At 70.0% G+C, this 19,978-nt stretch carries 28 protein-coding genes and 2 tRNA genes; 15 read left to right on the plus strand and 15 right to left on the minus strand.

All coding sequences use genetic code 11. The features are described 5' to 3' along the window. The first annotated feature begins 127 nt into the window (after positions 1-127). The 6 genes from tatB to VQH23_RS20880 all read left to right on the plus strand — a co-directional run bounded on the left by tatB (position 128) and on the right by VQH23_RS20880 (position 3,458). A complete protein-coding gene (gene tatB, locus VQH23_RS20855; protein WP_338662588.1) occupies positions 128-763 on the plus strand; it encodes a Sec-independent protein translocase protein TatB in 636 nt (211 codons plus the stop codon). 60 nt (positions 764-823) lie between these two features. After that, positions 824-1,573 (plus strand): twin-arginine translocase subunit TatC, encoded by a 750-nt coding sequence (tatC, locus tag VQH23_RS20860; protein ID WP_408904350.1) that lies wholly within the window; start codon positions 824-826, stop codon positions 1,571-1,573. Positions 1,574-1,583: 10 nt separating this feature from the next. Beyond that, on the plus strand, positions 1,584-2,858 hold the full coding sequence (serS, locus tag VQH23_RS20865; RefSeq protein ID WP_338662590.1) for a serine--tRNA ligase: 1,275 nt from the start codon (positions 1,584-1,586) through the stop codon (positions 2,856-2,858). A 56-nt stretch (positions 2,859-2,914) separates the two neighbouring features. Then, positions 2,915-2,988, plus strand: a tRNA-Pro gene (locus tag VQH23_RS20870). 60 nt (positions 2,989-3,048) lie between these two features. Further along, positions 3,049-3,360 carry an ETC complex I subunit gene (locus VQH23_RS20875; protein WP_338662591.1) on the plus strand — a complete coding sequence of 104 codons (312 nt, stop codon included), beginning with the start codon at positions 3,049-3,051 and terminating at the stop codon, positions 3,358-3,360. A gap of 21 nt (positions 3,361-3,381) precedes the next feature. After that, a tRNA-Arg gene (locus VQH23_RS20880) sits at positions 3,382-3,458 on the plus strand. Positions 3,459-3,481: 23 nt separating this feature from the next. Here the strand turns inward: VQH23_RS20880 and VQH23_RS20885 are convergent. From VQH23_RS20885 to VQH23_RS20945, 13 genes are all read right to left on the minus strand, one after another. Next, a complete protein-coding gene (locus tag VQH23_RS20885; protein ID WP_338662592.1) occupies positions 3,482-4,444 on the minus strand; it encodes a tyrosine-type recombinase/integrase in 963 nt (320 codons plus the stop codon). Between the two features lie 122 nt (positions 4,445-4,566). Continuing rightward, a complete protein-coding gene (locus VQH23_RS20890) occupies positions 4,567-4,806 on the minus strand; it encodes a transcriptional regulator (protein WP_338662593.1) in 240 nt (79 codons plus the stop codon). Further along, positions 4,799-6,397 carry a helicase HerA-like domain-containing protein gene (locus VQH23_RS20895; protein WP_338662594.1) on the minus strand — a complete coding sequence of 533 codons (1,599 nt, stop codon included), beginning with the start codon at positions 6,395-6,397 and terminating at the stop codon, positions 4,799-4,801. The genes VQH23_RS20890 and VQH23_RS20895 overlap by 8 nt, the downstream gene beginning before the upstream one ends. Continuing rightward, positions 6,390-6,701: a hypothetical protein gene (locus VQH23_RS20900; protein ID WP_338662595.1), complete on the minus strand. Its 312-nt coding sequence runs from the start codon at positions 6,699-6,701 to the stop codon at positions 6,390-6,392. Before VQH23_RS20900 ends, VQH23_RS20895 begins: the two co-directional genes overlap by 8 nt. 13 nt (positions 6,702-6,714) lie before the next feature. Then, on the minus strand, positions 6,715-7,083 hold the full coding sequence (locus VQH23_RS20905; protein ID WP_338662596.1) for a DUF4326 domain-containing protein: 369 nt from the start codon (positions 7,081-7,083) through the stop codon (positions 6,715-6,717). Continuing rightward, positions 7,080-7,376: a DUF4031 domain-containing protein gene (locus VQH23_RS20910; protein WP_338662597.1), complete on the minus strand. Its 297-nt coding sequence runs from the start codon at positions 7,374-7,376 to the stop codon at positions 7,080-7,082. The genes VQH23_RS20905 and VQH23_RS20910 overlap by 4 nt, the downstream gene beginning before the upstream one ends. Further along, positions 7,373-8,203: a phage Gp37/Gp68 family protein gene (locus tag VQH23_RS20915; protein ID WP_338662598.1), complete on the minus strand. Its 831-nt coding sequence runs from the start codon at positions 8,201-8,203 to the stop codon at positions 7,373-7,375. Before VQH23_RS20915 ends, VQH23_RS20910 begins: the two co-directional genes overlap by 4 nt. Further along, positions 8,196-8,849: an MT-A70 family methyltransferase gene (locus VQH23_RS20920; RefSeq protein ID WP_338662599.1), complete on the minus strand. Its 654-nt coding sequence runs from the start codon at positions 8,847-8,849 to the stop codon at positions 8,196-8,198. Before VQH23_RS20920 ends, VQH23_RS20915 begins: the two co-directional genes overlap by 8 nt. Next, positions 8,842-9,216 (minus strand): ProQ/FINO family protein, encoded by a 375-nt coding sequence (locus VQH23_RS20925; RefSeq protein WP_338662600.1) that lies wholly within the window; start codon positions 9,214-9,216, stop codon positions 8,842-8,844. The genes VQH23_RS20920 and VQH23_RS20925 overlap by 8 nt, the downstream gene beginning before the upstream one ends. Continuing rightward, positions 9,213-9,590 carry a hypothetical protein gene (locus VQH23_RS20930; protein ID WP_338662601.1) on the minus strand — a complete coding sequence of 126 codons (378 nt, stop codon included), beginning with the start codon at positions 9,588-9,590 and terminating at the stop codon, positions 9,213-9,215. The genes VQH23_RS20925 and VQH23_RS20930 overlap by 4 nt, the downstream gene beginning before the upstream one ends. Further along, on the minus strand, positions 9,587-10,111 hold the full coding sequence (locus tag VQH23_RS20935; protein ID WP_338662602.1) for a hypothetical protein: 525 nt from the start codon (positions 10,109-10,111) through the stop codon (positions 9,587-9,589). The genes VQH23_RS20930 and VQH23_RS20935 overlap by 4 nt, the downstream gene beginning before the upstream one ends. Next, positions 10,111-10,347, minus strand: a complete 237-nt coding sequence (locus tag VQH23_RS20940) for a hypothetical protein (protein WP_338662603.1) — start codon at positions 10,345-10,347, stop codon at positions 10,111-10,113. Before VQH23_RS20940 ends, VQH23_RS20935 begins: the two co-directional genes overlap by 1 nt. Positions 10,348-10,426: 79 nt before the next feature. Next, positions 10,427-11,194, minus strand: coding sequence for a S24 family peptidase (locus VQH23_RS20945; protein ID WP_338662604.1), 768 nt, complete (start codon positions 11,192-11,194; stop codon positions 10,427-10,429). A gap of 629 nt (positions 11,195-11,823) precedes the next feature. On the opposite strand from VQH23_RS20945, the gene VQH23_RS20950 reads away from it, so the two are divergent. The 4 genes from VQH23_RS20950 to VQH23_RS20965 all read left to right on the plus strand — a co-directional run bounded on the left by VQH23_RS20950 (position 11,824) and on the right by VQH23_RS20965 (position 16,653). Then, positions 11,824-12,237 (plus strand): hypothetical protein, encoded by a 414-nt coding sequence (locus tag VQH23_RS20950; protein ID WP_338662605.1) that lies wholly within the window; start codon positions 11,824-11,826, stop codon positions 12,235-12,237. Then, a complete protein-coding gene (locus VQH23_RS20955; RefSeq protein ID WP_338662606.1) occupies positions 12,234-12,596 on the plus strand; it encodes a hypothetical protein in 363 nt (120 codons plus the stop codon). The genes VQH23_RS20950 and VQH23_RS20955 overlap by 4 nt, the downstream gene beginning before the upstream one ends. Then, the gene (locus VQH23_RS20960) at positions 12,589-15,186 is read left to right on the plus strand and encodes a DUF927 domain-containing protein (protein WP_338662607.1); all 2,598 of its coding nucleotides are present in this window, start codon (positions 12,589-12,591) and stop codon (positions 15,184-15,186) included. Before VQH23_RS20955 ends, VQH23_RS20960 begins: the two co-directional genes overlap by 8 nt. 582 nt (positions 15,187-15,768) lie before the next feature. Continuing rightward, positions 15,769-16,653 (plus strand): DUF6362 family protein, encoded by an 885-nt coding sequence (locus VQH23_RS20965; protein WP_338662608.1) that lies wholly within the window; start codon positions 15,769-15,771, stop codon positions 16,651-16,653. A gap of 286 nt (positions 16,654-16,939) precedes the next feature. Here VQH23_RS20965 and VQH23_RS20970 read toward each other — a convergent pair whose 3' ends face one another. Continuing rightward, positions 16,940-17,233: a hypothetical protein gene (locus VQH23_RS20970; RefSeq protein WP_338662609.1), complete on the minus strand. Its 294-nt coding sequence runs from the start codon at positions 17,231-17,233 to the stop codon at positions 16,940-16,942. Between the two features lie 95 nt (positions 17,234-17,328). Between VQH23_RS20970 and VQH23_RS20975 the strand changes: the two genes are divergently transcribed. Next, complete coding sequence (locus tag VQH23_RS20975) at positions 17,329-18,075, plus strand: recombinase family protein (protein ID WP_338662610.1); 747 nt, start codon at positions 17,329-17,331, stop codon at positions 18,073-18,075. After that, positions 18,075-18,413, plus strand: a complete 339-nt coding sequence (locus VQH23_RS20980; protein ID WP_338662611.1) for a hypothetical protein — start codon at positions 18,075-18,077, stop codon at positions 18,411-18,413. The genes VQH23_RS20975 and VQH23_RS20980 overlap by 1 nt, the downstream gene beginning before the upstream one ends. Here the strand turns inward: VQH23_RS20980 and VQH23_RS20985 are convergent. Next, positions 18,400-18,624 carry a hypothetical protein gene (locus tag VQH23_RS20985; RefSeq protein ID WP_338662612.1) on the minus strand — a complete coding sequence of 75 codons (225 nt, stop codon included), beginning with the start codon at positions 18,622-18,624 and terminating at the stop codon, positions 18,400-18,402. The genes VQH23_RS20980 and VQH23_RS20985 overlap by 14 nt on opposite strands. Before the next feature lie 11 nt (positions 18,625-18,635). Here VQH23_RS20985 and VQH23_RS20990 point away from each other — a divergent pair, with 11 nt between their 5' ends. Genes VQH23_RS20990 through VQH23_RS21000 form a run of 3 tightly spaced genes read left to right on the plus strand, consistent with a single transcriptional unit; the run spans position 18,636 to position 19,968 of the window. After that, positions 18,636-19,262: a hypothetical protein gene (locus VQH23_RS20990; RefSeq protein WP_338662613.1), complete on the plus strand. Its 627-nt coding sequence runs from the start codon at positions 18,636-18,638 to the stop codon at positions 19,260-19,262. A gap of 45 nt (positions 19,263-19,307) precedes the next feature. Beyond that, positions 19,308-19,604, plus strand: coding sequence for a hypothetical protein (locus tag VQH23_RS20995; RefSeq protein ID WP_338662614.1), 297 nt, complete (start codon positions 19,308-19,310; stop codon positions 19,602-19,604). A 4-nt stretch (positions 19,605-19,608) separates the two neighbouring features. After that, the gene (locus tag VQH23_RS21000) at positions 19,609-19,968 is read left to right on the plus strand and encodes a hypothetical protein (RefSeq protein WP_338662615.1); all 360 of its coding nucleotides are present in this window, start codon (positions 19,609-19,611) and stop codon (positions 19,966-19,968) included. Positions 19,969-19,978: the final 10 nt, after the last annotated feature.

The following is a 19,978-nucleotide window of genomic DNA, read 5'->3' on the forward strand; positions in this document are numbered from 1 at the left end:
ATCCGGGCCCCGGCGGGCCCATCTTCGGCGGACCGCCCCATTTGTCCCGCGGGCGAGTTCTGCTAACGGAGGCGGCCCCCGCGAGGGACCGGTTCGCCGGTATCCTGCCCCGGGTGATCGGAGAGACATGTTCGACCTCGCCTGGTCCGAGATCGCCCTGATCGCCGTCGTCGCGGTGGTGGTGATCGGTCCAAAGGACCTTCCAGACGCCGTCCGCGGCGTCGCCCGCGGCATCCAGAAGCTGCGCCGCATGGCCGGCGAGTTCCAGGGCCACCTGGACGAGGTGGTGCGCGAGGCGAAGCTGGAGGACGTGCGCGACCAGATCCGCGACATCCGCAACTTCGACCTGAAGTCCACCATCGAGAAGGCGGTGGACGAGGACGGCTCGCTGACCCGCACCATGCGGGAGGACCCGTTCCGCGCGCCGCCGCCGCCCACCTCCGACGCGGCGCCCGCCGCAGGCACGGGGGCGACGCTGCCGGACGCGCCGCCGCCGGCCGACGCCACGGCCCCGGCGCCCGAGGTGACCGCCACCCTCGCCGCCGCCGACACGCCGGAAGCCACCCCGCCGGGGCCGATCCCGGCCGACGGACAGGTGGTGCAGGCCTCCGGCCTCTCGCCCCTGCCGGAGCCCGCGGCTGCATCGGCCGCCCCGGACCCCGTTCCGCCGCCCGGCCCGGTCGCTCAGCCGGCCGCTCAGCCGACCTCGGGGCCGGGCCCTGCGGGCGAGACGCCGCCCCGCCCCGCCGTCCACACCGCCTGACCGAGAAAAGCCCGACCGCCAGTGCCTCGCGAACCGGACGACATCATCGACGACAAGCCCATGCCGTTGATCGACCACCTGCTTGAGCTGCGCACGCGGCTTCTGTGGTCGATCGGCGCGTTCGGGATCGCCTTCGCGGTCTGCTACTACTTCTCCACTCAGATCTACGGCTTCCTCGCCCGGCCCCTGGCCGAGATCCTGGTGCAGCAGGGCGGCGGCGAGCGGCGGATGATCTTCACCGCCCTCTACGAGGCCTTCTTCACCTACCTGAAGGTGGCCTTCTTCGGGGCGATTTTCTTCAGCTTCCCGATGTGGGCGACGCAGCTCTGGCTGTTCATCGCCCCCGGCCTTTACAGGTCCGAGAAGAAGGTCATCACGCCCTTCCTCGTCGCCTCCCCCGTGCTCTTCGTCGCGGGCGCGGCGCTCGCCTACTACTTCATCTTCCCCCTGGCATGGCAGTTCTTCATCTCCTTCGAGACGCCGACGGGGGCCGGCGGGCTGCCCGTGCAACTCGAGGCGAAGGTGTCGGAATACCTCTCCCTCGTCATGCACATGATCCTGGCCTTCGGCATCGCCTTCCAGCTGCCGGTGCTGCTGACGCTCATGGCGCGGGTGGGGATCGTGAGCGTGGATCAGCTGCGCAGGGGCCGGCGCTACGCCATCGTCGGCATGTTCGTCGCGGCGGCGGTCATGACGCCGCCCGACGTCATCAGCCAGATCGGCCTCGCCGTGCCGCTGATCGTGCTCTACGAGCTGTCCATCCTGGCGGCGGTCTGGATGACGCCGAAGCCCAAGCCTCCCGTCACGTAAGGCGACCCCCATGCACGATATCCGGGCCGTCCGCGCCGATCCGGCCGCGTTCGACGCCGCGCTCGCCCGCCGGGGGCTGGCCCCGGTCTCCGCGGCGCTGCTGGAGCTGGACGCCGGCCGCCGCGCCGCCCAGACCACGGCGCAGGAGGCCCAGGCCCGCCGCAACGCCCTGGCGCGGGAGATCGGGCAGGGGAAGAAGGCCGGCGCCGACACCGCCGCGCTCGAGGCCGAGGCGACGGGGCTGCGCGCCCGGATGGAGGGGCTGGACGCCGAGGCGGCATCGGCCGAGGCGGCCCAGGCCCGCATCCTGGAAGCCCTGCCGAACATCCTGGACGCCGATGTGCCGGAAGGCGCCGACGAGTCCGCGAACGTGGTGTTGCACCAGCACGGCGAGATCCCGGACCTGCCCTTCGCCCCGAAGCAGCACTTCGAGCTCGGCGAGGCGCTCGGCGGCTTGGACTTCGCTACCGCCGTGAAGTTGGCGGGCAGCCGCTTCACCGTGCTGCGCGGCCCCCTGGCCCGGCTGGAGCGCGCCATCGGCCAGTGGATGCTGAACCTGCAGGTGGACGAGCACGGCTACGCCGAGACGGTGGTACCCCTGCTGGTGAACGACGCCACCATGTACGGCACCGGCCAGCTCCCGAAGTTTGCCGACGACCTGTTCCGCACCACCGACGACCGCTGGCTGATTCCGACCGCCGAGGTGCCCCTGACAAACACGGTGCGGGACGAGATCGTGCCGGAGGCGGCGCTGCCGATCCGCCTGGCCGCCCTCTCTCCCTGCTTCCGGTCCGAGGCGGGCTCGGCCGGGCGGGACACGCGGGGCATGATCCGGCAGCACCAGTTCTCCAAGGTGGAGATGGTCTCCATCACCGCCCCGGACGCCTCCGCCGAGGAGCAGGAGCGCATGACCCGTTGCGCGGAGCGGGTGCTGACGGAACTTGGCCTGACTTGGCGGCGAATTCTCCTCTGCGCGGGAGATACCGGCTTCGGTGCCGCGAAGACCTACGACCTGGAGGTCTGGCTGCCCGGCCAGGGCGCCTGGCGGGAGATCTCCTCCTGCTCCAACTGCCGGGACTTCCAGGCCCGCCGGATGAACGCCCGCATGAAGCCGAGGGAGGGGAAGGGCAACGTCTTCCTTCACACCCTCAACGGCTCCGGCGTCGCGGTGGGGCGCGCCCTGGTCGCGGTGATGGAAACCCATCAGCGGGCGGACGGCTCCATCGCCATTCCGCCAGTGCTGCGCCCCTATATGGGCGGGGCGGAGGTCATCGCGGTCGCCTGAAGCGGACGCCGGCCATTGCTTCCGCGGCCGGGCGACCATAGGTTGCGGCGGTCTCGCGGGGTGTGGCGCAGCCTGGTAGCGCGCCTGTTTTGGGTACAGGAGGCCGTGGGTTCGAATCCCGCCGCCCCGAATTGACGAGACCCTTCTGGCTTCACCCTTCTGGCGTGACCCGCCCTCCGGAGTGCCTGGCATGAGATTCGCCCGCATCTACTCGCCGCCGAAGAGCGCCATGCAGTCCGGCCAGGGCCGCACGGATGAGTGGGTGCTCGAGTTCGCCCTCAGCGAGCGGAAGCTGATCGACCCGCAGACCGGCTGGTACGGCTCCGGCGACACCGGCCGCCAGGTGCGCCTGCGCTTCGACACGCTGGAGGACGCGGAGGCCTACGCGAAGGCGGAGGATATCACCTACGAGGTGGAGGCCCGCCGCCAGCGCCCGGCCATCCGCCCAAAGGCCTATGCCGACAACTTCCGCACGGACCGGCTGTCCAACTGGACTCACTGAGCCGCCGGTCCGCCCGGTGAAGCACCCTTAGCTCAACTGGATAGAGCAACCGGCTTCTACCCGGTTGGTTGGGGGTTCAAGTCCCTCAGGGTGCGCCACCTGACTTAATAATTCCCGTATTTCAGGCCTTTTTCGCCGGGTTTGACAGTTTCTCCCGAGTGGGTTTGACAGCCCGGCTCCGCGATTTGCCCTTCATCTTCGCCGCCATCCGCTTCGCCATGCGGACCCGATCGGCGCTTTCGGTGTAGCGCTGGATCTCGCCCAGGGTCCTGTGCCCGGTGAAAGCGGCAATCTCCTTCACGGACCCGCCGCGCTCCGCCGCCCGCGCCGCCATGCTCTTGCGGATCCCGTGGGCGCTGTAGCCCTTCGGGATGCCGGCGGCGTCGCAGGCCTTCCGGAACCATGCCCAGAAGCCCTTGACCGAGATCGAATTGCCATAGGCGGTCTGGAGGAAGGTCTCCCGGTCCCCGAGCGGCAGGAGTGCGATCTCGATCGCGGCCTCGGCGTGCAGGGGCATGGCGACGTCCTCCGACGTCTTCACCTGGGTGAGGCTCAGCACGCCGCTCCGGAGGTGCTTAGGCCCCATGAGCACCACGTCCGACTTGCGCTGCCCGGTGTGGAAGAGGAGCTCGAGGGCTAGGCGCTGCATGGACCCGCTCGGCCAGTGGGCCCGGTAGGCGTCCACCATCTCCTGGGTCCAGGCGGGGTAGCCCTTGGTCTTGTGCTTCACCCGCTTCACGTCGCGGGTGGGGTCCATCTTCAGCCAGCCGAGCTCGACCGCGAATCGGAGGAGGAGGCGCAGCACCTTCAGCCGGTGGTTCGCCGCCGTCGGTCCGTTCGCCTCCAGCATGATGGGCTTGATGTGGCGCGGCTCCATCAGCCTCACGGGCTTAGCGCCGTGCTTCTCCCTGAGGCTCTCGATAATGCGACGGTAGGTAGCCTGGGTGCTCAGGCGCAGCGCGCGGAAGTCCTGCGAATCGTAGAGGATGACCGCGAGAGCATCGAGGCTGCCCGGGAGCACCTTGGCCGCGCCGACTGGCTGTCGCGTCTTCGCTTCGGCCAGGCCTCGGTTGTAGGCCGCCATGAACTCCTCCGACCCGGGTAGGCCGGGGAGGGGGGTTCGAGAGACCCCGGGGAGGCGCAGGTAGTGGCGGACCTTCCCGTGACGATCCTTGAACCGCTGGACGTGCTTCAGCCGGAAAACGGTCACTCGGGGTCCCAGGGGTTCTTCTCCTCGGACGCTGCCACGACGCCGCGCCGCCGAGCAATCCAGCGGTCCAGGTCCTCCTTCGCCCAGGCCACGCGACGCATGGAGAGAGGGACGGCCGGGCATTCTGGTACCACCACGCTCCGGAAGAGCCCGACCGACATCTGCCCGCAGTAGTCGGCCGCCAACTGCTCGCTCATCAGGGGCGGCCAGTGCGGCATGCGGTCGCCGTCAGGCATCGCGCAGCTCCTTCACCAGCCAGAGGCTGTCCGCCTCCTCCACCAGTAGCTCCGCCGTGCGCAGCTTGCTTAGGTTATTGCGGAAGTTCCCGCCGGAGATCTCGATGCCGGTCGCTTCGGCCAAGCCCAGCCTGGTAAGCCCGGCGGCGCCGGCCTTCAGGAGAGCCTCCATCATCCGCGCCGCCGTCCCGCCGAGAGCCCGGGCCCACATGGCGCGGATCTCCGTCGGCGCCTTCGGCCGGGGCGGCCCGCCTCCCGGAAGAAGAGCGAAGCCGGCGGAGCTGACGCCGAAGGTGCGGCCCTCCTCCGTCAGCACGCCGGCGACGCGGAGTTGCGACACGAGGTTGCGCCAGTTGCCCCCGCTGCGCCTCAGCCCGGCCAGCGCCGCCCACTGGGGCTCCGTGATCCGAGCTGGATGACGGGACGCGAGGACCTCCAGCAGGCGCAGCGCGGGGCGGCGCAGCGAGCCATCAGCTGGCGGGGCGTCCGGCGCATGCGTACCCGGCTTCCTGGCCCCCCTCGGGGCCGGTGCGGGCGCCGGCGGAGAGATGAGGGCCGGAGCGGGCACGGGCTGCGCCAGCAGCCGCCTGAGGCCATCGAGGGTGGCTTCCTGCCAATCCACGATCGCCTGCAGCTCCCTGACACGCGCCTCAAGGTCCTGGACCTGCCGAGACGCCGCGGCAGCGGTCAAATCTGGCCTGCTGGGAGAGGGCTTCGGCACCTCCTCCGCGGCCTGCAGCGCCGCACGCAGCCCGGAGAGGTCCAGTTCTGCGCCGGACACGCGCGCCGCCGGCGCCGCCTCGCCTGGGGCAGGGGTACGCCCCGAATCGAAGGTGCGGATCCTCGGGAAGCGGACCCGCCGGGGGGCGCGGTCACCCTCCGGCCACCAGACCCAGCCCTCCCCGACAGGCAGACTGGGGAGGCTGTCGATCAGCGCCTTCGCCTCGGCCCGGTCCGCCTGCCCCTCAATCCACCCCGCAATTGCCTTCCGGTCCTGCGGGGAGGGGAGCTTCAGCGCCAGCAGCGCGCCCGCCTGGCTGAGCACGTTCTTGTTCAGCACCGCGGGCCGTTGGGTGATGAGCATCACCCGGAAGCCCTTTACCCGGCCGCGGCGGACGATCTGGTCCAGGCGGTGCAGCACCACGGTCTGGTCCGGCTGCGGGTTCTGCGGGGCGAGCTCGTCCGCCTCGTCCACCACCAGGTGGAGCACCTGCCGGTTGTCGGCGTAGAGGCGCTCGAGGAAGGCCGCGTAGAAGACGCGGCGCTGCCCCATGGTGAAGCCGCTGGTGTCCAGCACCAAGGAGAGGCTGCCCTGCACCACCTGGCGGGCCAGGGCGTCCCCTGCGGTGTGGGGGAGGGGCAGGTCGCCATGGTCGCCGCCGAGGATGACGACGGAGAAGCCGCGTTTCTTGCCGTCGGCGGCGGCACGGAGCCCCCACCACACGCCCGTGGGGTCCAGCACCACCAGCTGCCGGCCCAGATCGAGGAGCCGCTCGGCCGCGCCGCGGGCGGCGTAGCTCTTCCCGCTGCCGCTGCGACCCACGATGGCAAGGCTGCTCTCCAGGGCGCCCTCGGGGATAGCGTCAGCCACGCTGGCCACCATGGGGCTTAAAGAGGCGGGCGATATCCTCGTCGGAGAGACCGGCCGCTCTCAGGGCGGTGTGCATGGCGACCAGGCTTGGAACGGCCTCTCGCATCTTCCGCATAGCCTCCCGGGTCACGTCGAATAGCTGCTCAGCGACCCTGTCCTGATGCTGGTTCTCGTAGAAGCCCCCGATCGAAGTCCCCAGCAGCTTGGCGAGCACCACACTGGTCACGGTGGGTGAGGGGCTGCTGGCCAGGATGGGGATGAACTGGCCCATCAGGTCCCGCTCTTCGGCGGTGCTGTCCCTCATCTGGGCAGAGAAGTCAGGCATGGACGGCCTCGCAGGTGAGGGGGGCGTTCGCGAGCTCCCCCAATGTGTCGGCATGACAGGGCGCGCAGGCGGCGCAGGCGACACCGAACGGCTTCCCGGCTTGGTGGTCGGGGCAGAGGGCGCACCAGCAGCCGAGATTTCTGCCCCGGAGCTGCTCGAGCTCGCCGGCAAAGCGCGCGGCAAAGGGACCGCGGAGGCGCTCCTCCACGTCCTGCCGGTGCAGGCTGACGGCCTCGGCCGCCGTGAAGACCAGGCCGACGTTGTAGCGATTGCCCCAGCGGTGCGGGCGGGCGACGGACATGCTCTGGGGCGGCATGCTCCAGTTCGGACGGCGCGAAAGCCGGATGCGGCACGCATTCATGCTGCGCTCACCCGCTCGCTCTGGCGTGTCAGGCGGCCCGTCCTGCGACGCTCGATCAGCATGTCCACCAGCTCGCGCATGGGGACCTCGACGGCCCCGGCCTCCACGGCCAGGGCGCGCTTGCTGAGGGCAACGTCGTAGTGGCTGTCGTGTTGGGGCGGCGCCTGGTGCCAGCGCCGGGAGACGCCGATGCGGGCTGCCATGGCGTGCAGCTCCTCATCCGTATCCGCGATCATGTGGCAGAGGATCATCTTCCCCAGCCGCGCCCGCATATCGTCGACGTAGACGGTCATGCCGGCACCGCCAAGCGCTCAGCACCGTCCAGAAGGTGGCCCGCCGCCTTCGGGTTGGGGCCGCCCCACTGCTTAAAGTGGAAGGGCACGCCCGCCGCGTCGCACCGGTCGCGGAGTGCCTGAGCCCAGGCGGGCTCGATTGGGCGGGCCCTGTGCCCGCTCTCCCCGCCGGCGATCACCCAGCCAACACGGGCGTGCCCCTCGGATCGGCAGCCCTGACGCACGTCCGCCGTCGCGCCGGGATGCCAGCGCATCCCGACCAGGGCGTCGCGCATCCACCCGTTCCCCTCGGCGACACGGTAGAGGTCTACGGGGCCCAGCAGCGGCTCGCAGGAGAGGAAGTGCAGGGTTGCCGGTACGGACAGGAGAGCCGGAAGCCGGCGCTCCGCCTCGGCCTGGTTTTCCACGGTCGTGCCCAGCCACACGTTCGTCCACCCGGAGCCCCAATCCGGGGGGAGCATCTTCACGATGTTCCCGGGCCGCTTCGTCAGCAGCATCCAGGTCAGGAACGGCGTGGCGCGGATCAGCGCCCAGAGGTCTTCCTGCGCGCCTTCCGGGGCGCGGTTGTCGAAGACGTCCGCGAGGCTGCTGCAGAAGACGCGCCAGGGCTGGCCCGACTTCGCCGCCTTGCGGTTCCAGGTGAGGGGCTTGGCCCAGTTGGCCGAGCTAGTGCGGCGGCGGAGCGCGTGCGGGCCCCACTCCACCCATCGGTGACGGGTGGCCAGCGTCTCCGCGTAGCAGTTGTCGCAGCCAGGCGAGACCGCGGTGCAGCCGATCCAGGGGTTGAAGGTGCTGGTGGCCCAGCTGATGCCAGTTGCTTCAGCCATGGGCCGCCTCCGGGGTGAACTTGCCGACCTGGTTGCCCCAGGCGTCCCAGCCCTGTGTCGCCTCGCGCGCGAAGAGCTCGGCGCGCGGGGGCTGAAAGAGGCGCTCGAGGTCGTGGCGCAGCTGGTCGGGCTTGCGGCTGTGCTCGCGCGTGGGCGCCACGATGAGGTTGCGTACGTTCCTCGCAGCGAGCTCCGGCCGGCCGCGCGTGCCGACCAGGTAGAACTCCGCCGCGCTGCGGAACACGTAGCCGGTGCCGAAAGCCCAGGCGCCGCCGGTCCGGCTGCGCTTCGCCCAGGTGCCCATCGTCTTGAACGCGAAGTGCCAGGCGGCGAGGGTCGCCAGGGCCTGCGGCATCATGGGAGCCGTCGCCCACATCACCAGGGCACAGCCCTCGGGATCCGCGAGGTCGGCGACGGGCAGGGCCTGGATGTCGGCCAGGTCCATGCAGTTGTAGTGGTGCTGCGGGCTCTTCGCGTCTCCGGCGTCGGAGTGGAGCCGAAAAGCCCAGGGCGGGTCCGCGAGGATGGTGCGGTACCAGCCCCGCCGGAGCTCTCCGAACGGCCAGGAGGCCACGCCGGCGTGCTGCAGGAGGTCGGGGGTGTAGGCGAGGGCGGGCCCGTCGCCGGGGGCGGCGCCGTCAAACATGGGCGGCCTCCATCGTGGCCCCGGGCTGGCGCGGGCGGCGGGAGACGTGGCCGACGTACCGCAGCTGCTCGAGCGCACGGGCGGCGTAGCGCTGGTCGCCCTCGGTGATGTGCTCGGCCGGGCGCCCGTCCAGGTGGACGCGCCGGCCGCCCTGCACGATGGCCTGCAGGTAGCGGGGGCGGCGGGTCCATTCCGAGAGGAAGTCGCCCGCCTGCCGTCGGGTCATCATGCCTGTGGCGACCAGCTGGTCGCGGATCCCGCGCGACAGCGCCGGGCGGTCCTGGTTCCGCCCCGGGAAGGCGGCGGGGTAGACCGCCGCCAGTCGGGCGCGGTCCGCCCTCCAGGTGTTGTAGAAGCGGCGCCTCATGCCCGGCCCCCCGGGATGACGTAGAGGCCGTGGCGGCCCTGCGGCGGGGCGTTCCAGGCCGCGGGAAGGGGAGGCGGCGGGACGAGGGGGAGGACCTCCACCAGTCGCAGCACCAGCGTGGCCTGCCTGCGGATGTCGTCCAGCGCTTCCAGCACCTGGTCCGGCGCGACCCGGTGGTAGGCGCGCGCCACGATCAGGTGGTTGGCGATGCGCTTCCCGGCATCCCGGAGGGGGCCGGCGGAGGCGCCCTCCAGCTCCAGGAGGCGGTCAGTCTCATCCGCCAGCCGGTCCAGGGCGACGGTGAGCAGGTTGGGCCGGTGGTGCACGATGGAGAGCGCCAGATCGGCGGCCTGGACGAGGTCCTGCGCGATCATGCCGCGATGCCCCTGCTGCTCGCGGGCGCGGGGTTGGAAGGGACGATGCCCTCCGCGCGCTGCGCCGCCTGCGCGGGCCGGCGCTTCTTCCAGGCGAAGTACCAGCAGCTGACGAGACCCACGTCCACCTGCAGCTGGGCGGCGACGGCGCGAGCGAAGAGGCCGCTCTCGAACAGCTCCTCGGCCTCGGCGCGGTCGCCGTTGTCGGCCGGAAGGTCCGCGCCGCTCTCCGAGGTGGAGAGCGACGTGCCCTTGACGCCGGAGGCGCCGTGAAGGGCGGGCCCGCGGGTGGACACCGTCGCGGCGCGCACCTGCGACGGGCGACGAGCTGAAGGCGCCGGCCGCCGGTTGGAGGGCAGGCCCAGCCGCTTGCGCATGGAGGACACCGTGGTGCCGCCCGCGATCTGCGGCCCGGGCATCGCATTCATCCGGGCTGCCAGGGCCTCAAGCGAGAGCTCGAGGTTCGACCAGTTCGCCAGCAGGAACTCGTCACGCTCGGGGGTGGAGCAGGTCGGCCGCATCAGCCGACCGCCCCCGCGCGGCGCGCGGTCTCGATGATCATGGCGCCGAAGCGGGCGGCCTCGTTCGCGGTCAGCGCCTCGACGGTGCCGTTGATGACCAGGCGGACGGAGCCCTGGCCGCCACTCTCGACGCGCAGGTCGTGGTCGAGCTCGCGCTTCGGCTCAGCGCAGCGCCGGCGCGCAGCTCCACGCTGCGGGAGACGGTTGTTGGGCAGGTGTGGGGACAGAGAAGGCATCGGGACTTCCTTGGTGAAGCCCCAGCCTGTTGCGTACCTTCGTACTCGTCAAGCAGAAAATGCGTACCACAGTACGCGCTTATAGTGGGTCGGTGTCCTCCGGCCGGTAGCTTCCGATCACGAACCCTGTGATTATGAGTTCTGCGTTGTCCTCTCCCTCGTTCGGAACAAAGTCGGCGGGTGAGCTGCCTTCGAGGCGGTTTACCTGTGGCTCACCATGGATGATGAAGGGCGCCTGAAACTCCGGCGCCGAACTCCGGGGCCATAGAAGCACTCGCCCGTCCTTATCGATCTGCAGTTCCTTCAGGGTCGCCTCAAACTCGAAAGTCCGAGGGTTCCGCCTGAGCACGACCACGCGATCTCCCGGCCGGGGCTGCCGTCTCAGGTCGTGGTAGCGCACGACGACGACCACGGTCCCCTCGGGGTAGAGCCGATCCATCGAGTTGCCCCGTACTAGCAGACCGAAGCGCTCGACGTTCGCGGGCAGGCGTTTGTCGGTTGGCACCATGATCGGGAACCACTCGGCCGACGCCCACTCAACCGCTTCCCGCCAGACGCCCGCTTGCACAGCGCCACGAACATAGACCGCCTCGAGAGCGAGAGAGTTTGCCACGGCCGTGCGGCCCGTGACGGCCTCAATGAGGTATCCAGGGGCAGTACCGAAAGCACCCTCAAGACGGGCCAGAACAGCAGGACTTGGGACCTGCCGTCTATCTCGGATGCGCCGAAGCGTAGCTTCGTCTAGTTCGGCATTTCGCAAGAAAGCGCGCTCTGAAAACTTTGGGTCGGAGGCGCGCAGTACTTTCACGCGCTCTTCTAAGCGGGCGATGAGAGTCTCTATCGACATGGGTGCCATAGTACGCGCCGCATGCCGAGCGGTCGCGAGGACAATAGCACGCGGCACTTGACTAACGCGTACCGTAGTACGCACCATGTCGGTATGAACTGGCGCCATGACCTTCTCAGCCTTGCCGAAGCGTATGCCGCTTCCACCGGGCTGTCCGAAAGCCGGATCGGCTCCCTCGTGGGAGGAACCGGGATTTTCTTCCGTCGCATCCGCGAAGGCGGTGATTGTTCCGCGACGGTTCTCGAACGAGCGACGCAATGGTTTTCGGACCATTGGCCGGCGCGTACGAAATGGCCCCTCTCGAGCCCTCGTCCTCGCCGATCTGAAGTGCTGCCTGTTCAGCCCCTACGGCTCGCACGAACCGGGAAGCGCGCTCCGGTCGTGTGCTCTCCAGTGCGGCGGCGTCGGTCATGAATGATCGCATGCGGCAAGGATGCGGCCGCCGTGCACGCTCTGCACCCGGAATCAGTCCGGTCCGGCATTGCACGCCCGAGCGGCTATCCGCGCTGAAGACCGCTACCGGCAATCTAGTCGTACATGTCGGAGGCGGTCTCGCCGGCGAGACCGTGACCCGTGTTGGCAAATCCCAGCTCTCCGACTACGCGAACCACCACAAGCCTGATTCTTACATGCCGGTCGACGTGCTGGTTGATCTCGTCGCGCGAGCGAAGGAGCCGGCGCTGCTACGCGAAATCGCGTTGATGTGCGGCTACACGATCCTTCTCGTGGAGCCGGCTGACGACACTGAGCTCGCCGCGGCCATTGCTGAGAGCGCGCGCGAGGGCGCAGATGTCTCTGTCTCGTTCCTTGACGGGTTGGCTGACGGAAGCATCTGCCCGGCCGATGCTCTCGACACCGAGCGCGAAGCCGATGAGGCGGCCGAAAGCTTCCGCAAGGTTGCCCGGATTGCCGGAGCCATCGCCCGCAACAATTCCCCGAGCTCGCCCGCTGCCCCCGCAGTGAAGGGCGAGGGACCGTCCGCCGCGCGCCCCAAGCCCCCCTCGGGCCGCGGCGGGCGTGAGCCCCGGCGCCGGTCGCCATGACCCGGGGGCACGCACCCGGCCCGCGCGGCCGTCAGGCGGCCCCGCAGTCCCCACCCCCAATCGACTTCCAGGCCGTCAACCGGGTCGCGCTGCACCGGCTGCCGGACCTGTGCGCCCGCTGGCTCCCCGGCGGGCGGAAGGAGGGGGACGAGTGGGTCTGCGGGGATCTCACCGGCCAGCCCGGGCGGTCCTGCAAGGTGAACCTCGTCACGGGGAAATGGGCGGACTTCGCCGCTGACGGCGCCAGCGGCGGCGACGTCATCAGCCTCACAGCCGCCATCCACAACCTGAGCCAGGGCGAAGCCGCCCGGCGCCTCGCCGACATGCTCGGCATCGACCTGGGGGGTCGCCATGTCTGAAATCCACCAGTCCGCCAAGAGCGGCACCGACCCTTTCGCTCCGCTCGGCGACCTGAACGGCCACGCGCACGAGACGCCGCCGAAGAAGCGGGATGAGGAGTGGCAGCCCTCGCGCATGCCCGTCATGGTGCCCGCGCCGAAGCTGGCGGAGCTCTACCACCCCGAACTCGGGCAGGCCGTGGCGATGTGGGAGTACCGCGACGCGCAGGGCTGCCTGCTCTTCGTGGTCGCCCGCTTCGAGAAGCAGGTCGGCGAGAAGCTGCACAAGGACGTCACCCCCTTCTGCCACGGCCGGCGGGTGTGGACGGACCGGCAGGGCCGCCCCCAGGACCAGACCCGCTGGCACATGAAGGCCCCGGCGGCGCCGATTCCTCTCTATGGCCTGCAGTACCTCGCGGCACGGCCGGAGGCGCCCGTGCTGCTGGTCGAGGGGGAGAAGACGGCGGAGGCGGCGCGGCTCCGCTTCCCGGACTACGTCGTCATCGCCAGCCAGGGCGGGAGCAACAAGGCAAAGAAGGCGGATTGGCGCCCCCTGCACCGCAGGAAGGTGGTGGCCTGGCCGGACCAGGATGACCCGGGCCGGCGGTACGTGAACGAGGCGGCGGCCATGGCGCGGCCGTCGCGCGGCCCGACGAAGGCGGCCTCCTTCTCCATCGTCCAGGTCCCCCGGGAGTGGCCGGAGGGATGGGACCTGGCCGACACCCTGCCGGAGACGGTCTCGGAGGTGCTGCTGGCGGAGCTGCTGGAGGAGGCGATCGACGCTGACCCGCCCGAACTGCCGCCGGGGTACGTCTTCCGGGACGGCGGCCTCTTCTACGAGGGCACGACCGTCAACGACGACGGGGAGGTCCTGAAGACCGACCCCGTCTTCGTCACCGCCGCGTTCGAGGTGGTGGGGGAGGCGAATGACGGAACCGGCATGGCCTGGGGTCTCGTGATCCGCTGGAAGGACCGAGACGGCCGCCAGCACCAGTGGTCGGTGCCGAAGCGGCTGGTCCACTCCGACGGCAGCCGAATCGCCGAGGAGCTGGAGGATGCGGGGCTGCACTGCTCCCCCAGCGGGCGGGCGAAGACCCTGCTGCGGAACTTCATCGGCGGTGTGCGGAGCAAGCGGCGCCTGATCTGCGTGGACCGGACCGGCTGGCATACCAGCCAGGGCAAGCCGGTCTTCATCCTGCCCGGCGGGGAGGCCTTCGGCCCCGCGGCCGGGTCCGTGATCCTGCAGACCGATCACGCGGGGACGGACGGGGCCTTCCTCCCGACCGGCGACCTGCAAGGCTGGAAGACGAACGTGGCGGCCTTCGCCGTCGGGAATCACCGGCTGGCGCTAGCCATCTGCACCGCCCTGGCCACCCCCTTGCTGGACGTTGTGGGCGGCGACAGCGGCGGCATTCACATCGTGGGCGACAGTCAGACCGGGAAGAGCACCACCCTCTACGTGGCGGGCTCTGTCTGGGGAAAGGGCGCCCGCGGCGCCCAGGTCCGCCAGTGGCGCGCCACGGCCAACGGCCTGGAGAGCGCCGCGTCCGAAACCTCGGACACCGCCCTAATCCTGGACGAGATGGGACAGGCCAGCGCGGCCGATGTGGCGGACACGATCTACATGCTGGCGAACGGCGCCGGGAAGCTCCGGGCGGGCAAGGAAGGGGGCGCCCGGCGGACGAGGACCTGGCGGACCATGTTCCTCTCCACCGGGGAGATCACTCTGGCCGCGAAGCTGGCGGAGGCGCAACGGAAGGTGATGGCCGGCCTCGAGGTGCGCCTAGTCAACCTGCCAGCGAATGCCGGCGCCGGGATGGGGGTGTTCCAGAACCTGCACTCCATGCCCGGGCCCGGGGACCTGGCGAAGCACCTGCAGCTGCAGGCGCGGACCCACTACGGGACAGCCGGGCGCGCCTTCCTCACCCAGCTGGTCCGCGCCCGGGTTTCGGGGCAGCGGGACCTCGAGGCGCGGGTGAAGGGGGCCCAGGCCAGCTTTGCCAAGCTGCACGTCCCTGAGGATGCGGCGGGCCAGGTCCGCTCCGTGGCCGATCGCTTCGCCCTTATCGCTCTCGCGGGGGAGATGGCCACGGAGTGGGGGGTGCTGCCCTGGCCGAAGGGCGAGGCGGTGCGCGCGGCCGGGGAGTGCTTCAAGACCTGGCTGCGGGAGCGGGGCGGGGCCGGGACCACCGAGGACCAGCAGGCGATCAGCCAGGTGCAGGCCTTCCTCGAAGCGCACGGCGAGAGCCGTTTCACCCCCCTGGTGCGGCAGGACGGGCAGGGCAACCCCGAGGGGCCGCCGCCGGAGGTGCTCCGCACCACGAATCGGGCGGGCTGGCGCCGGCGTCCCGCGGGGGACAGGGACGGCTGGGAGTACCTCATCCTTCCCCAGGCCTGGACCAACGACGTCTGCAAGGGGATGGACCCAAAACGGGTTGCGGCCGTGCTGGCAAGCCAGGGTCTTCTGGCGGCTGGGCGGAAGGGCAAGTCGTCGGACGTCGTGAAGGTGCCGGGTGAGGGCAACGTGCGCGTGTACCGGGTTAGTGGCGCGATCTTGGGCATGCAGGACGAGCCGGGGGCGGAAGAGGCGGACGAGGATCGCTGGTCCTGAAAATGCGGTGTTACCGGTGTATCCGGTGTTACCGCCCTGTTTTGAATTGAGAAAGTCGGGAACACCGACCGAGTTTTTAGGTGTTCCCGGTGTTACCTCTCTGGCCCGAAGGTAACACCGGGAACACCGCCTTCGAGCCATGGTGTTCCCAGGTTCAACTAAAGAAAACAATGTGGTAACACCGGGAACACCGGTAACACCCAATCTTCAAAGGTCGCGGTGCGGATCCTGGCTCTGAACCGACCCATGCCTAAGGAATGTGCTGCACAGATCGCAGAGGCGTGATACGAAAAGTGAACGGCGCCGGGCGGGGGCCTGCCGCCCGGGGGTCGAGTGAACGTACCAGAGGTTGCACGCTGCTTGGTGGCCGCGCCTGTTCGCGCTTGCCCAGATTCCCCATTTTCCGGTAGGGCTGGCCCCACGCTGCGGCGAGATGCGCTCGGGGGCCTTATGGACCCGGGCGCATCGTCGTTTCAGGACCGCGCTGTCGAACACAGCGCCATCCCTTCCGATCCAGATCCTCCATCCGGCGCCGCGGTCCTCCGCGGGCGCCTTTTCGCGCGTGGGAGCGCCGACGCCGCCATGACGACCCAGCCCCAGGCCGCCCAGGCCTCCGAGCTGCCCTGGCCCATCTACGACACCGAGGTGGTCGAGATGCGGCTTTGCGACGCCACGGACACTCTCCGTGCGCTGCCCGGGCGCGGCTGCTTCCCCGCGGGCTTCCGCACCAACTGGCCGGCCGAGGCCCTGGCCATGGCCGATGCGGCTCCGGCCGGGGACGATGACCTGCCGCGTAAGGTCCCGACAGCCCGGCAGATCGACCAGATGGACGAGGCTTTCCAGTGGATCGGGATCATCCCGGTGGAGCACGTGGTCCACCGCCGGATCGTCCTCCTCCGCTCCCTGATCTCCGTCCGGCAGAAGAAGCCCCTGCTGAGCTGGCGCCAGATCGGCGAGAAGTTGGGCATGGAGCACCGGACGGTGCAGCGCCGCTTTGCCGAGGCGATCGGCTGGATCTGCCAGGAGCTGTACACCCAGCAGCTCGCCGGCAAGGCCTGGGCCGTAGAGTGGCAGCGCATGCGCCAGGTGGCCGGCTCGCTGAACACGAAGCAGCTGGTCCCGGAGGTCTCCCCGATCGTGCCCCCGGCCGAGCCAGGCCCGGCGCGCGACCCGCACATCCGCTCCTCCCACTACCAGCCGATCACCCTTTCCGTGGCGGAGCGGGCCGAGCGGATCACCCGATTCCTCGGCAGCATGTCCGGCCGGTGCCAGGCCGCCATGGAGCACTTCCCGACCGACGGCTCCCCTCGCGCGATCGCCGGCGGCCGCGGCTTCGGCATGCCGGAGCTGGTGGTGCTGGAGGGCGTTGGGATCCTCGCGGCCCAGCCAGGCGGCCGAGAGTACGGCTTCACGCCGGACGGGGTGACAGCTCGGGCGATGTGGGGCCGGACGGCCGCCGCTGCCTAAGTTACGTCCTGTTCACTTTTCACTTGCCCGGATTCCCCATCCTGGGGTAAGGGCGAAGCCACGATACCCCGAGAGGGTCCTGACAGCGCGTCGGGGCTCGCACGAGAGAAGCCCCCGGTTCCCCCAGGACCGGGGGCTTCGTCGTTTCCGGGGTGACCCATCCACAGCGAGAAGAACGCCGGTGCCCGGCCCGGCGCTCAGAACCTGCTCCGGCTCCGCGCAGCTCGCCGGGTGCCACAGCGTCGGCAACGTCCCTCCGAAGTGGAGGCGGAGAGACGCTCTCGGGCTACTTCTTCGGACGACGAAGGGCGGAATCGAGCAACGCGAGGTCCTCTCGGTCGAGCTCGACCGCAACCTCATCCCCGCCCATCCCCGAAGCCAAGTCGGCTACGTAGGCGAGCTCCTCGACCCGACCTTGAATCTTGCTCAGCCGAGCCGTCTCGTGGACGCCAGCCATCTGGCGCTCCGGAGAGCCGCCTACCCTGGCTTTCTGCTCTTCCTCGATCCGATCCTGGACGGCTGCGACGGCCTGAAGACAAAGGCCACGAACACGGCTGGCCGTGAGAGTGATGCTGGGCACGCTGTAATCCTCTGGGACTGCATCGGTCAGCCTGCCCGCACCACCCAGGTGTGACAACGGCCTAAACGGACGTTTGCGGAGGTCACAGCGCCAGAATGCCCCGCCCTACGCTGAGGCGCCCCGTACAGGGCCCGGCGGGCGGACCCCTCTTCGTCGCCTACTACCGCGTCTCCACCGATCAGCAGGGCCGTAGCGGGTTGGGGCTGGATGCTCAGAAGGCGGCTGTGGCCTCCTTTCTGGCATCGCAGCCCGGCGCCAAGCTCGCCGCCGAGTTCGAGGAGGTGGAGAGCGGCAAGCGGGTGGACCGCCCCCAGCTCACCGCGGCGCTCGCCGCTTGCCGCGCCCGCCGCGCGGTGCTGGTGATCGCGAAAATTGACCGCTTGGCGCGCAACGCGCGCTTCCTCCTCTCGGTCGTGGAGGGCGTCGGTGATGCCGGCGTCGCTTTCTGCGACCTGCCCCAGATCCCGCCCGGTCCGACCGGGAAGTTCCTGCTGACGCTGCTGGCCGCCGTGGCCGAACTCGAGGCCGGGTTGATCAGCCAGCGCACCAAGGCCGCCCTCGCTCAGGCCAGGGCCCGCGGGGTGAAGCTCGGAGCCCCGCGCCTGCAGAAGGGCATCGATTCCGCCTCGTCGCGCGCCGGCCGCGCGGCGCAGACCGCTCGCGCGGTCGACTACCTTGCCGACGTCTGGCCCTTCATCGAGGCGGCCCAGCGCGCCGGCGCCACCAGCCTCCGCCAGGTCGCGGAGGCGCTCACCGCCCGCGGCGTCCGCCCGCCCTCCGGGGGTGAGGTCTGGCACGCGAAGCAGGTCTCGCGCCTGCTGCAGCAGAGGAAAGCCGCTTGATGGCCGCCGCGCCCCGCAAGTCCACCGCCGCCCCGAAGGCGGCGCCGCTCACCCGTCCTGTCATCAAGGACGCCAAGCTGGTGAAGAAGGTGGCGGAGTACGCCCTGGCCAAGGCCGACATCGCCGCCCTCGAGGCGAAGTGCGATGCGCTGAAGCCGGACATCCTGGCCGGCCTCGGCGACGCGCTGAGCGTCATCGCCGGGAACCACGTGGTGACCCGCAGCGAGACGAAAGCCTTGGAGCCGACGCCGAACGTAATCATCACGAAGGAAATGGTCGGCCAGGTGATGCCGGGCCGGAAGGGCCGGAAGGGCTACACCACCCTCACGATCCAGTAGCGGTCGCACCAGGAAACGACAGGGTCGGGTCCATCGCCAGCTTCAGCTTGCTCCGGAGTTCGGAGAGCATCTCGATCTCCTGATCGGACCTGCTGGGCTCGCGCATCCGGTCCTCCAGACCTTGCAGCATCTCCGAGGCGTGGGACGGGAAGTACTTCACGAGATCCCGGGCGAGATAATCCCGGACCTTCTCAACCAGCTCGTCATGCATGCGGGGCCTCCATGAAGTTCGGGGAGGTGAAGGCCGATTTCGGGCCTCTCACCAGGGGACTGGATGACCTGGCCAAGCGCCAGGTCCCGTTCGCGGCTGCGCGGACCCTCACCAGTGTGGCGCAGACCGCCGCGGTTGCGAACCGGCGAGCTCTCCCATCGGTCTTTGACCGCCCCACCCCGTTCACCATGAACGCGTTCGCGGTCCAGCCGGCCCGCAAGGGGCAGCTGGTCGCGCGCGTCTACGCGAAGCAGCGACAGGCCGAATACCTGCGCCTGCAGGAGACTGGCGGCACGCGCCAGCCCGAGCCCTCGAAGCTCGGCGGCACGGGCGGCGGTCAGGCCCTCGTCATCCCGCGCGCAATCCGGCGCAACGCCTTCGGCAACATGCCGCGGCGCGCCCTCGCCACGGCAAAGGCCCGAAAGGACGTCTTCGTCGGCAAGTCCGAGGGAGGCACCGGCGGCTTCTGGCGGCGCCTCGCCGACGGGGCACTGCAGCCGCTCGCCGTCTTCGTGCCCTCCGCGAAATACAAGCCGCGCCTGGGCTTCCAGGCGCGCACCGCGAAGGTCGTGAGAGCGACCCTTGCCCCCGCTTTCCGCGAGCAGCTCGCCAAGGCGATCGCGACCGCCCGCCGCTGAGGCGGGCGCACCTTCAGCTTCATCATCGGGAAGATCAGGATGCGCATGGACCTCCAGCTCCAGCTGCAGCGGCTCGGGAATCGCGTGCGCCGGATGAAGGCGGCCGCACTCGCCTTCATGATCAGCCGCGCCAGCCTGACGCTGGCCGAGCAAAGCTGCCTCGTGGAGGACCTGGACCGCGTGCCGCGGAACCGGGCGGAGCGCCGGCGTTTCGCAGCGTCCGGCGTGGCCCGGCGCGGCGGCGGCATCGACAGCCCGCTGCTCAGCCTGCATCGCCGCATCAAGCGCGACCAGCAGCGCCAGGCACAGCGCCGGGCGGCCGGCCGCCACGTCTGGGCCTGATCGGATGAGCCGCCTCCACAAGCTGGCCATCGTCGGCGCGTCCGGCGCAGGTAAGACCGAGGCTGCTCTCGCCCATGCGCTCATGGCGGCGCGGCGCGGCCCGGTGCTCTTCATCTGCGACAACGACGAGGTCGCGCGGCTGCACCGGCAGCAGGCCCAGATGGAGCCGGCTCCCAAGCCCATCGTCTTCTGTGGCCTGGGCCGCTTCGTGATGCTGTCCGCGTTCTCCGAGCCATTCCAGACGATGGTGATCGACACTGCCATGACGCGGGTCACGGCGAACCAGGTGCTCATCTTCGCCAGTCGAGCAGCCCAGCACCACGGCGAAGCCTGGATCGTGCAGACCCACGCCACGCCGAGCTGACCAGACACGC

The sequence above is a fragment of the Pararoseomonas sp. SCSIO 73927 genome (assembly GCF_037040815.1).
Classification (GTDB): Bacteria; Pseudomonadota; Alphaproteobacteria; order Acetobacterales; family Acetobacteraceae; genus Roseomonas.

Coding starts and splice junctions, on each gene's coding strand:
- tatB (WP_338662588.1), top strand. CDS start 128: ATGTTCGACCTCGCCTGGTCCGAGATCGCCCTGATCGCCGTCGTCGCG.
- tatC (WP_408904350.1), top strand. CDS start 824: ATGCCGTTGATCGACCACCTGCTTGAGCTGCGCACGCGGCTTCTGTGG.
- serS (WP_338662590.1), top strand. CDS start 1,584: ATGCACGATATCCGGGCCGTCCGCGCCGATCCGGCCGCGTTCGACGCC.
- VQH23_RS20875 (WP_338662591.1), top strand. CDS start 3,049: ATGAGATTCGCCCGCATCTACTCGCCGCCGAAGAGCGCCATGCAGTCC.
- VQH23_RS20885 (WP_338662592.1), bottom strand. CDS start 4,444: ATGGCGGCCTACAACCGAGGCCTGGCCGAAGCGAAGACGCGACAGCCA.
- VQH23_RS20890 (WP_338662593.1), bottom strand. CDS start 4,806: ATGCCTGACGGCGACCGCATGCCGCACTGGCCGCCCCTGATGAGCGAG.
- VQH23_RS20900 (WP_338662595.1), bottom strand. CDS start 6,701: ATGAGGGACAGCACCGCCGAAGAGCGGGACCTGATGGGCCAGTTCATC.
- VQH23_RS20905 (WP_338662596.1), bottom strand. CDS start 7,083: ATGAATGCGTGCCGCATCCGGCTTTCGCGCCGTCCGAACTGGAGCATG.
- VQH23_RS20910 (WP_338662597.1), bottom strand. CDS start 7,376: ATGACCGTCTACGTCGACGATATGCGGGCGCGGCTGGGGAAGATGATC.
- VQH23_RS20915 (WP_338662598.1), bottom strand. CDS start 8,203: ATGGCTGAAGCAACTGGCATCAGCTGGGCCACCAGCACCTTCAACCCC.
- VQH23_RS20920 (WP_338662599.1), bottom strand. CDS start 8,849: ATGTTTGACGGCGCCGCCCCCGGCGACGGGCCCGCCCTCGCCTACACC.
- VQH23_RS20925 (WP_338662600.1), bottom strand. CDS start 9,216: ATGAGGCGCCGCTTCTACAACACCTGGAGGGCGGACCGCGCCCGACTG.
- VQH23_RS20930 (WP_338662601.1), bottom strand. CDS start 9,590: ATGATCGCGCAGGACCTCGTCCAGGCCGCCGATCTGGCGCTCTCCATC.
- VQH23_RS20935 (WP_338662602.1), bottom strand. CDS start 10,111: ATGCGGCCGACCTGCTCCACCCCCGAGCGTGACGAGTTCCTGCTGGCG.
- VQH23_RS20940 (WP_338662603.1), bottom strand. CDS start 10,347: ATGCCTTCTCTGTCCCCACACCTGCCCAACAACCGTCTCCCGCAGCGT.
- VQH23_RS20945 (WP_338662604.1), bottom strand. CDS start 11,194: ATGTCGATAGAGACTCTCATCGCCCGCTTAGAAGAGCGCGTGAAAGTA.
- VQH23_RS20950 (WP_338662605.1), top strand. CDS start 11,824: ATGCCGGTCGACGTGCTGGTTGATCTCGTCGCGCGAGCGAAGGAGCCG.
- VQH23_RS20955 (WP_338662606.1), top strand. CDS start 12,234: ATGACCCGGGGGCACGCACCCGGCCCGCGCGGCCGTCAGGCGGCCCCG.
- VQH23_RS20960 (WP_338662607.1), top strand. CDS start 12,589: ATGTCTGAAATCCACCAGTCCGCCAAGAGCGGCACCGACCCTTTCGCT.
- VQH23_RS20965 (WP_338662608.1), top strand. CDS start 15,769: ATGACGACCCAGCCCCAGGCCGCCCAGGCCTCCGAGCTGCCCTGGCCC.
- VQH23_RS20975 (WP_338662610.1), top strand. CDS start 17,329: ATGCCCCGCCCTACGCTGAGGCGCCCCGTACAGGGCCCGGCGGGCGGA.
- VQH23_RS20980 (WP_338662611.1), top strand. CDS start 18,075: ATGGCCGCCGCGCCCCGCAAGTCCACCGCCGCCCCGAAGGCGGCGCCG.
- VQH23_RS20985 (WP_338662612.1), bottom strand. CDS start 18,624: ATGCATGACGAGCTGGTTGAGAAGGTCCGGGATTATCTCGCCCGGGAT.
- VQH23_RS20990 (WP_338662613.1), top strand. CDS start 18,636: ATGAAGTTCGGGGAGGTGAAGGCCGATTTCGGGCCTCTCACCAGGGGA.
- VQH23_RS20995 (WP_338662614.1), top strand. CDS start 19,308: ATGGACCTCCAGCTCCAGCTGCAGCGGCTCGGGAATCGCGTGCGCCGG.
- VQH23_RS21000 (WP_338662615.1), top strand. CDS start 19,609: ATGAGCCGCCTCCACAAGCTGGCCATCGTCGGCGCGTCCGGCGCAGGT.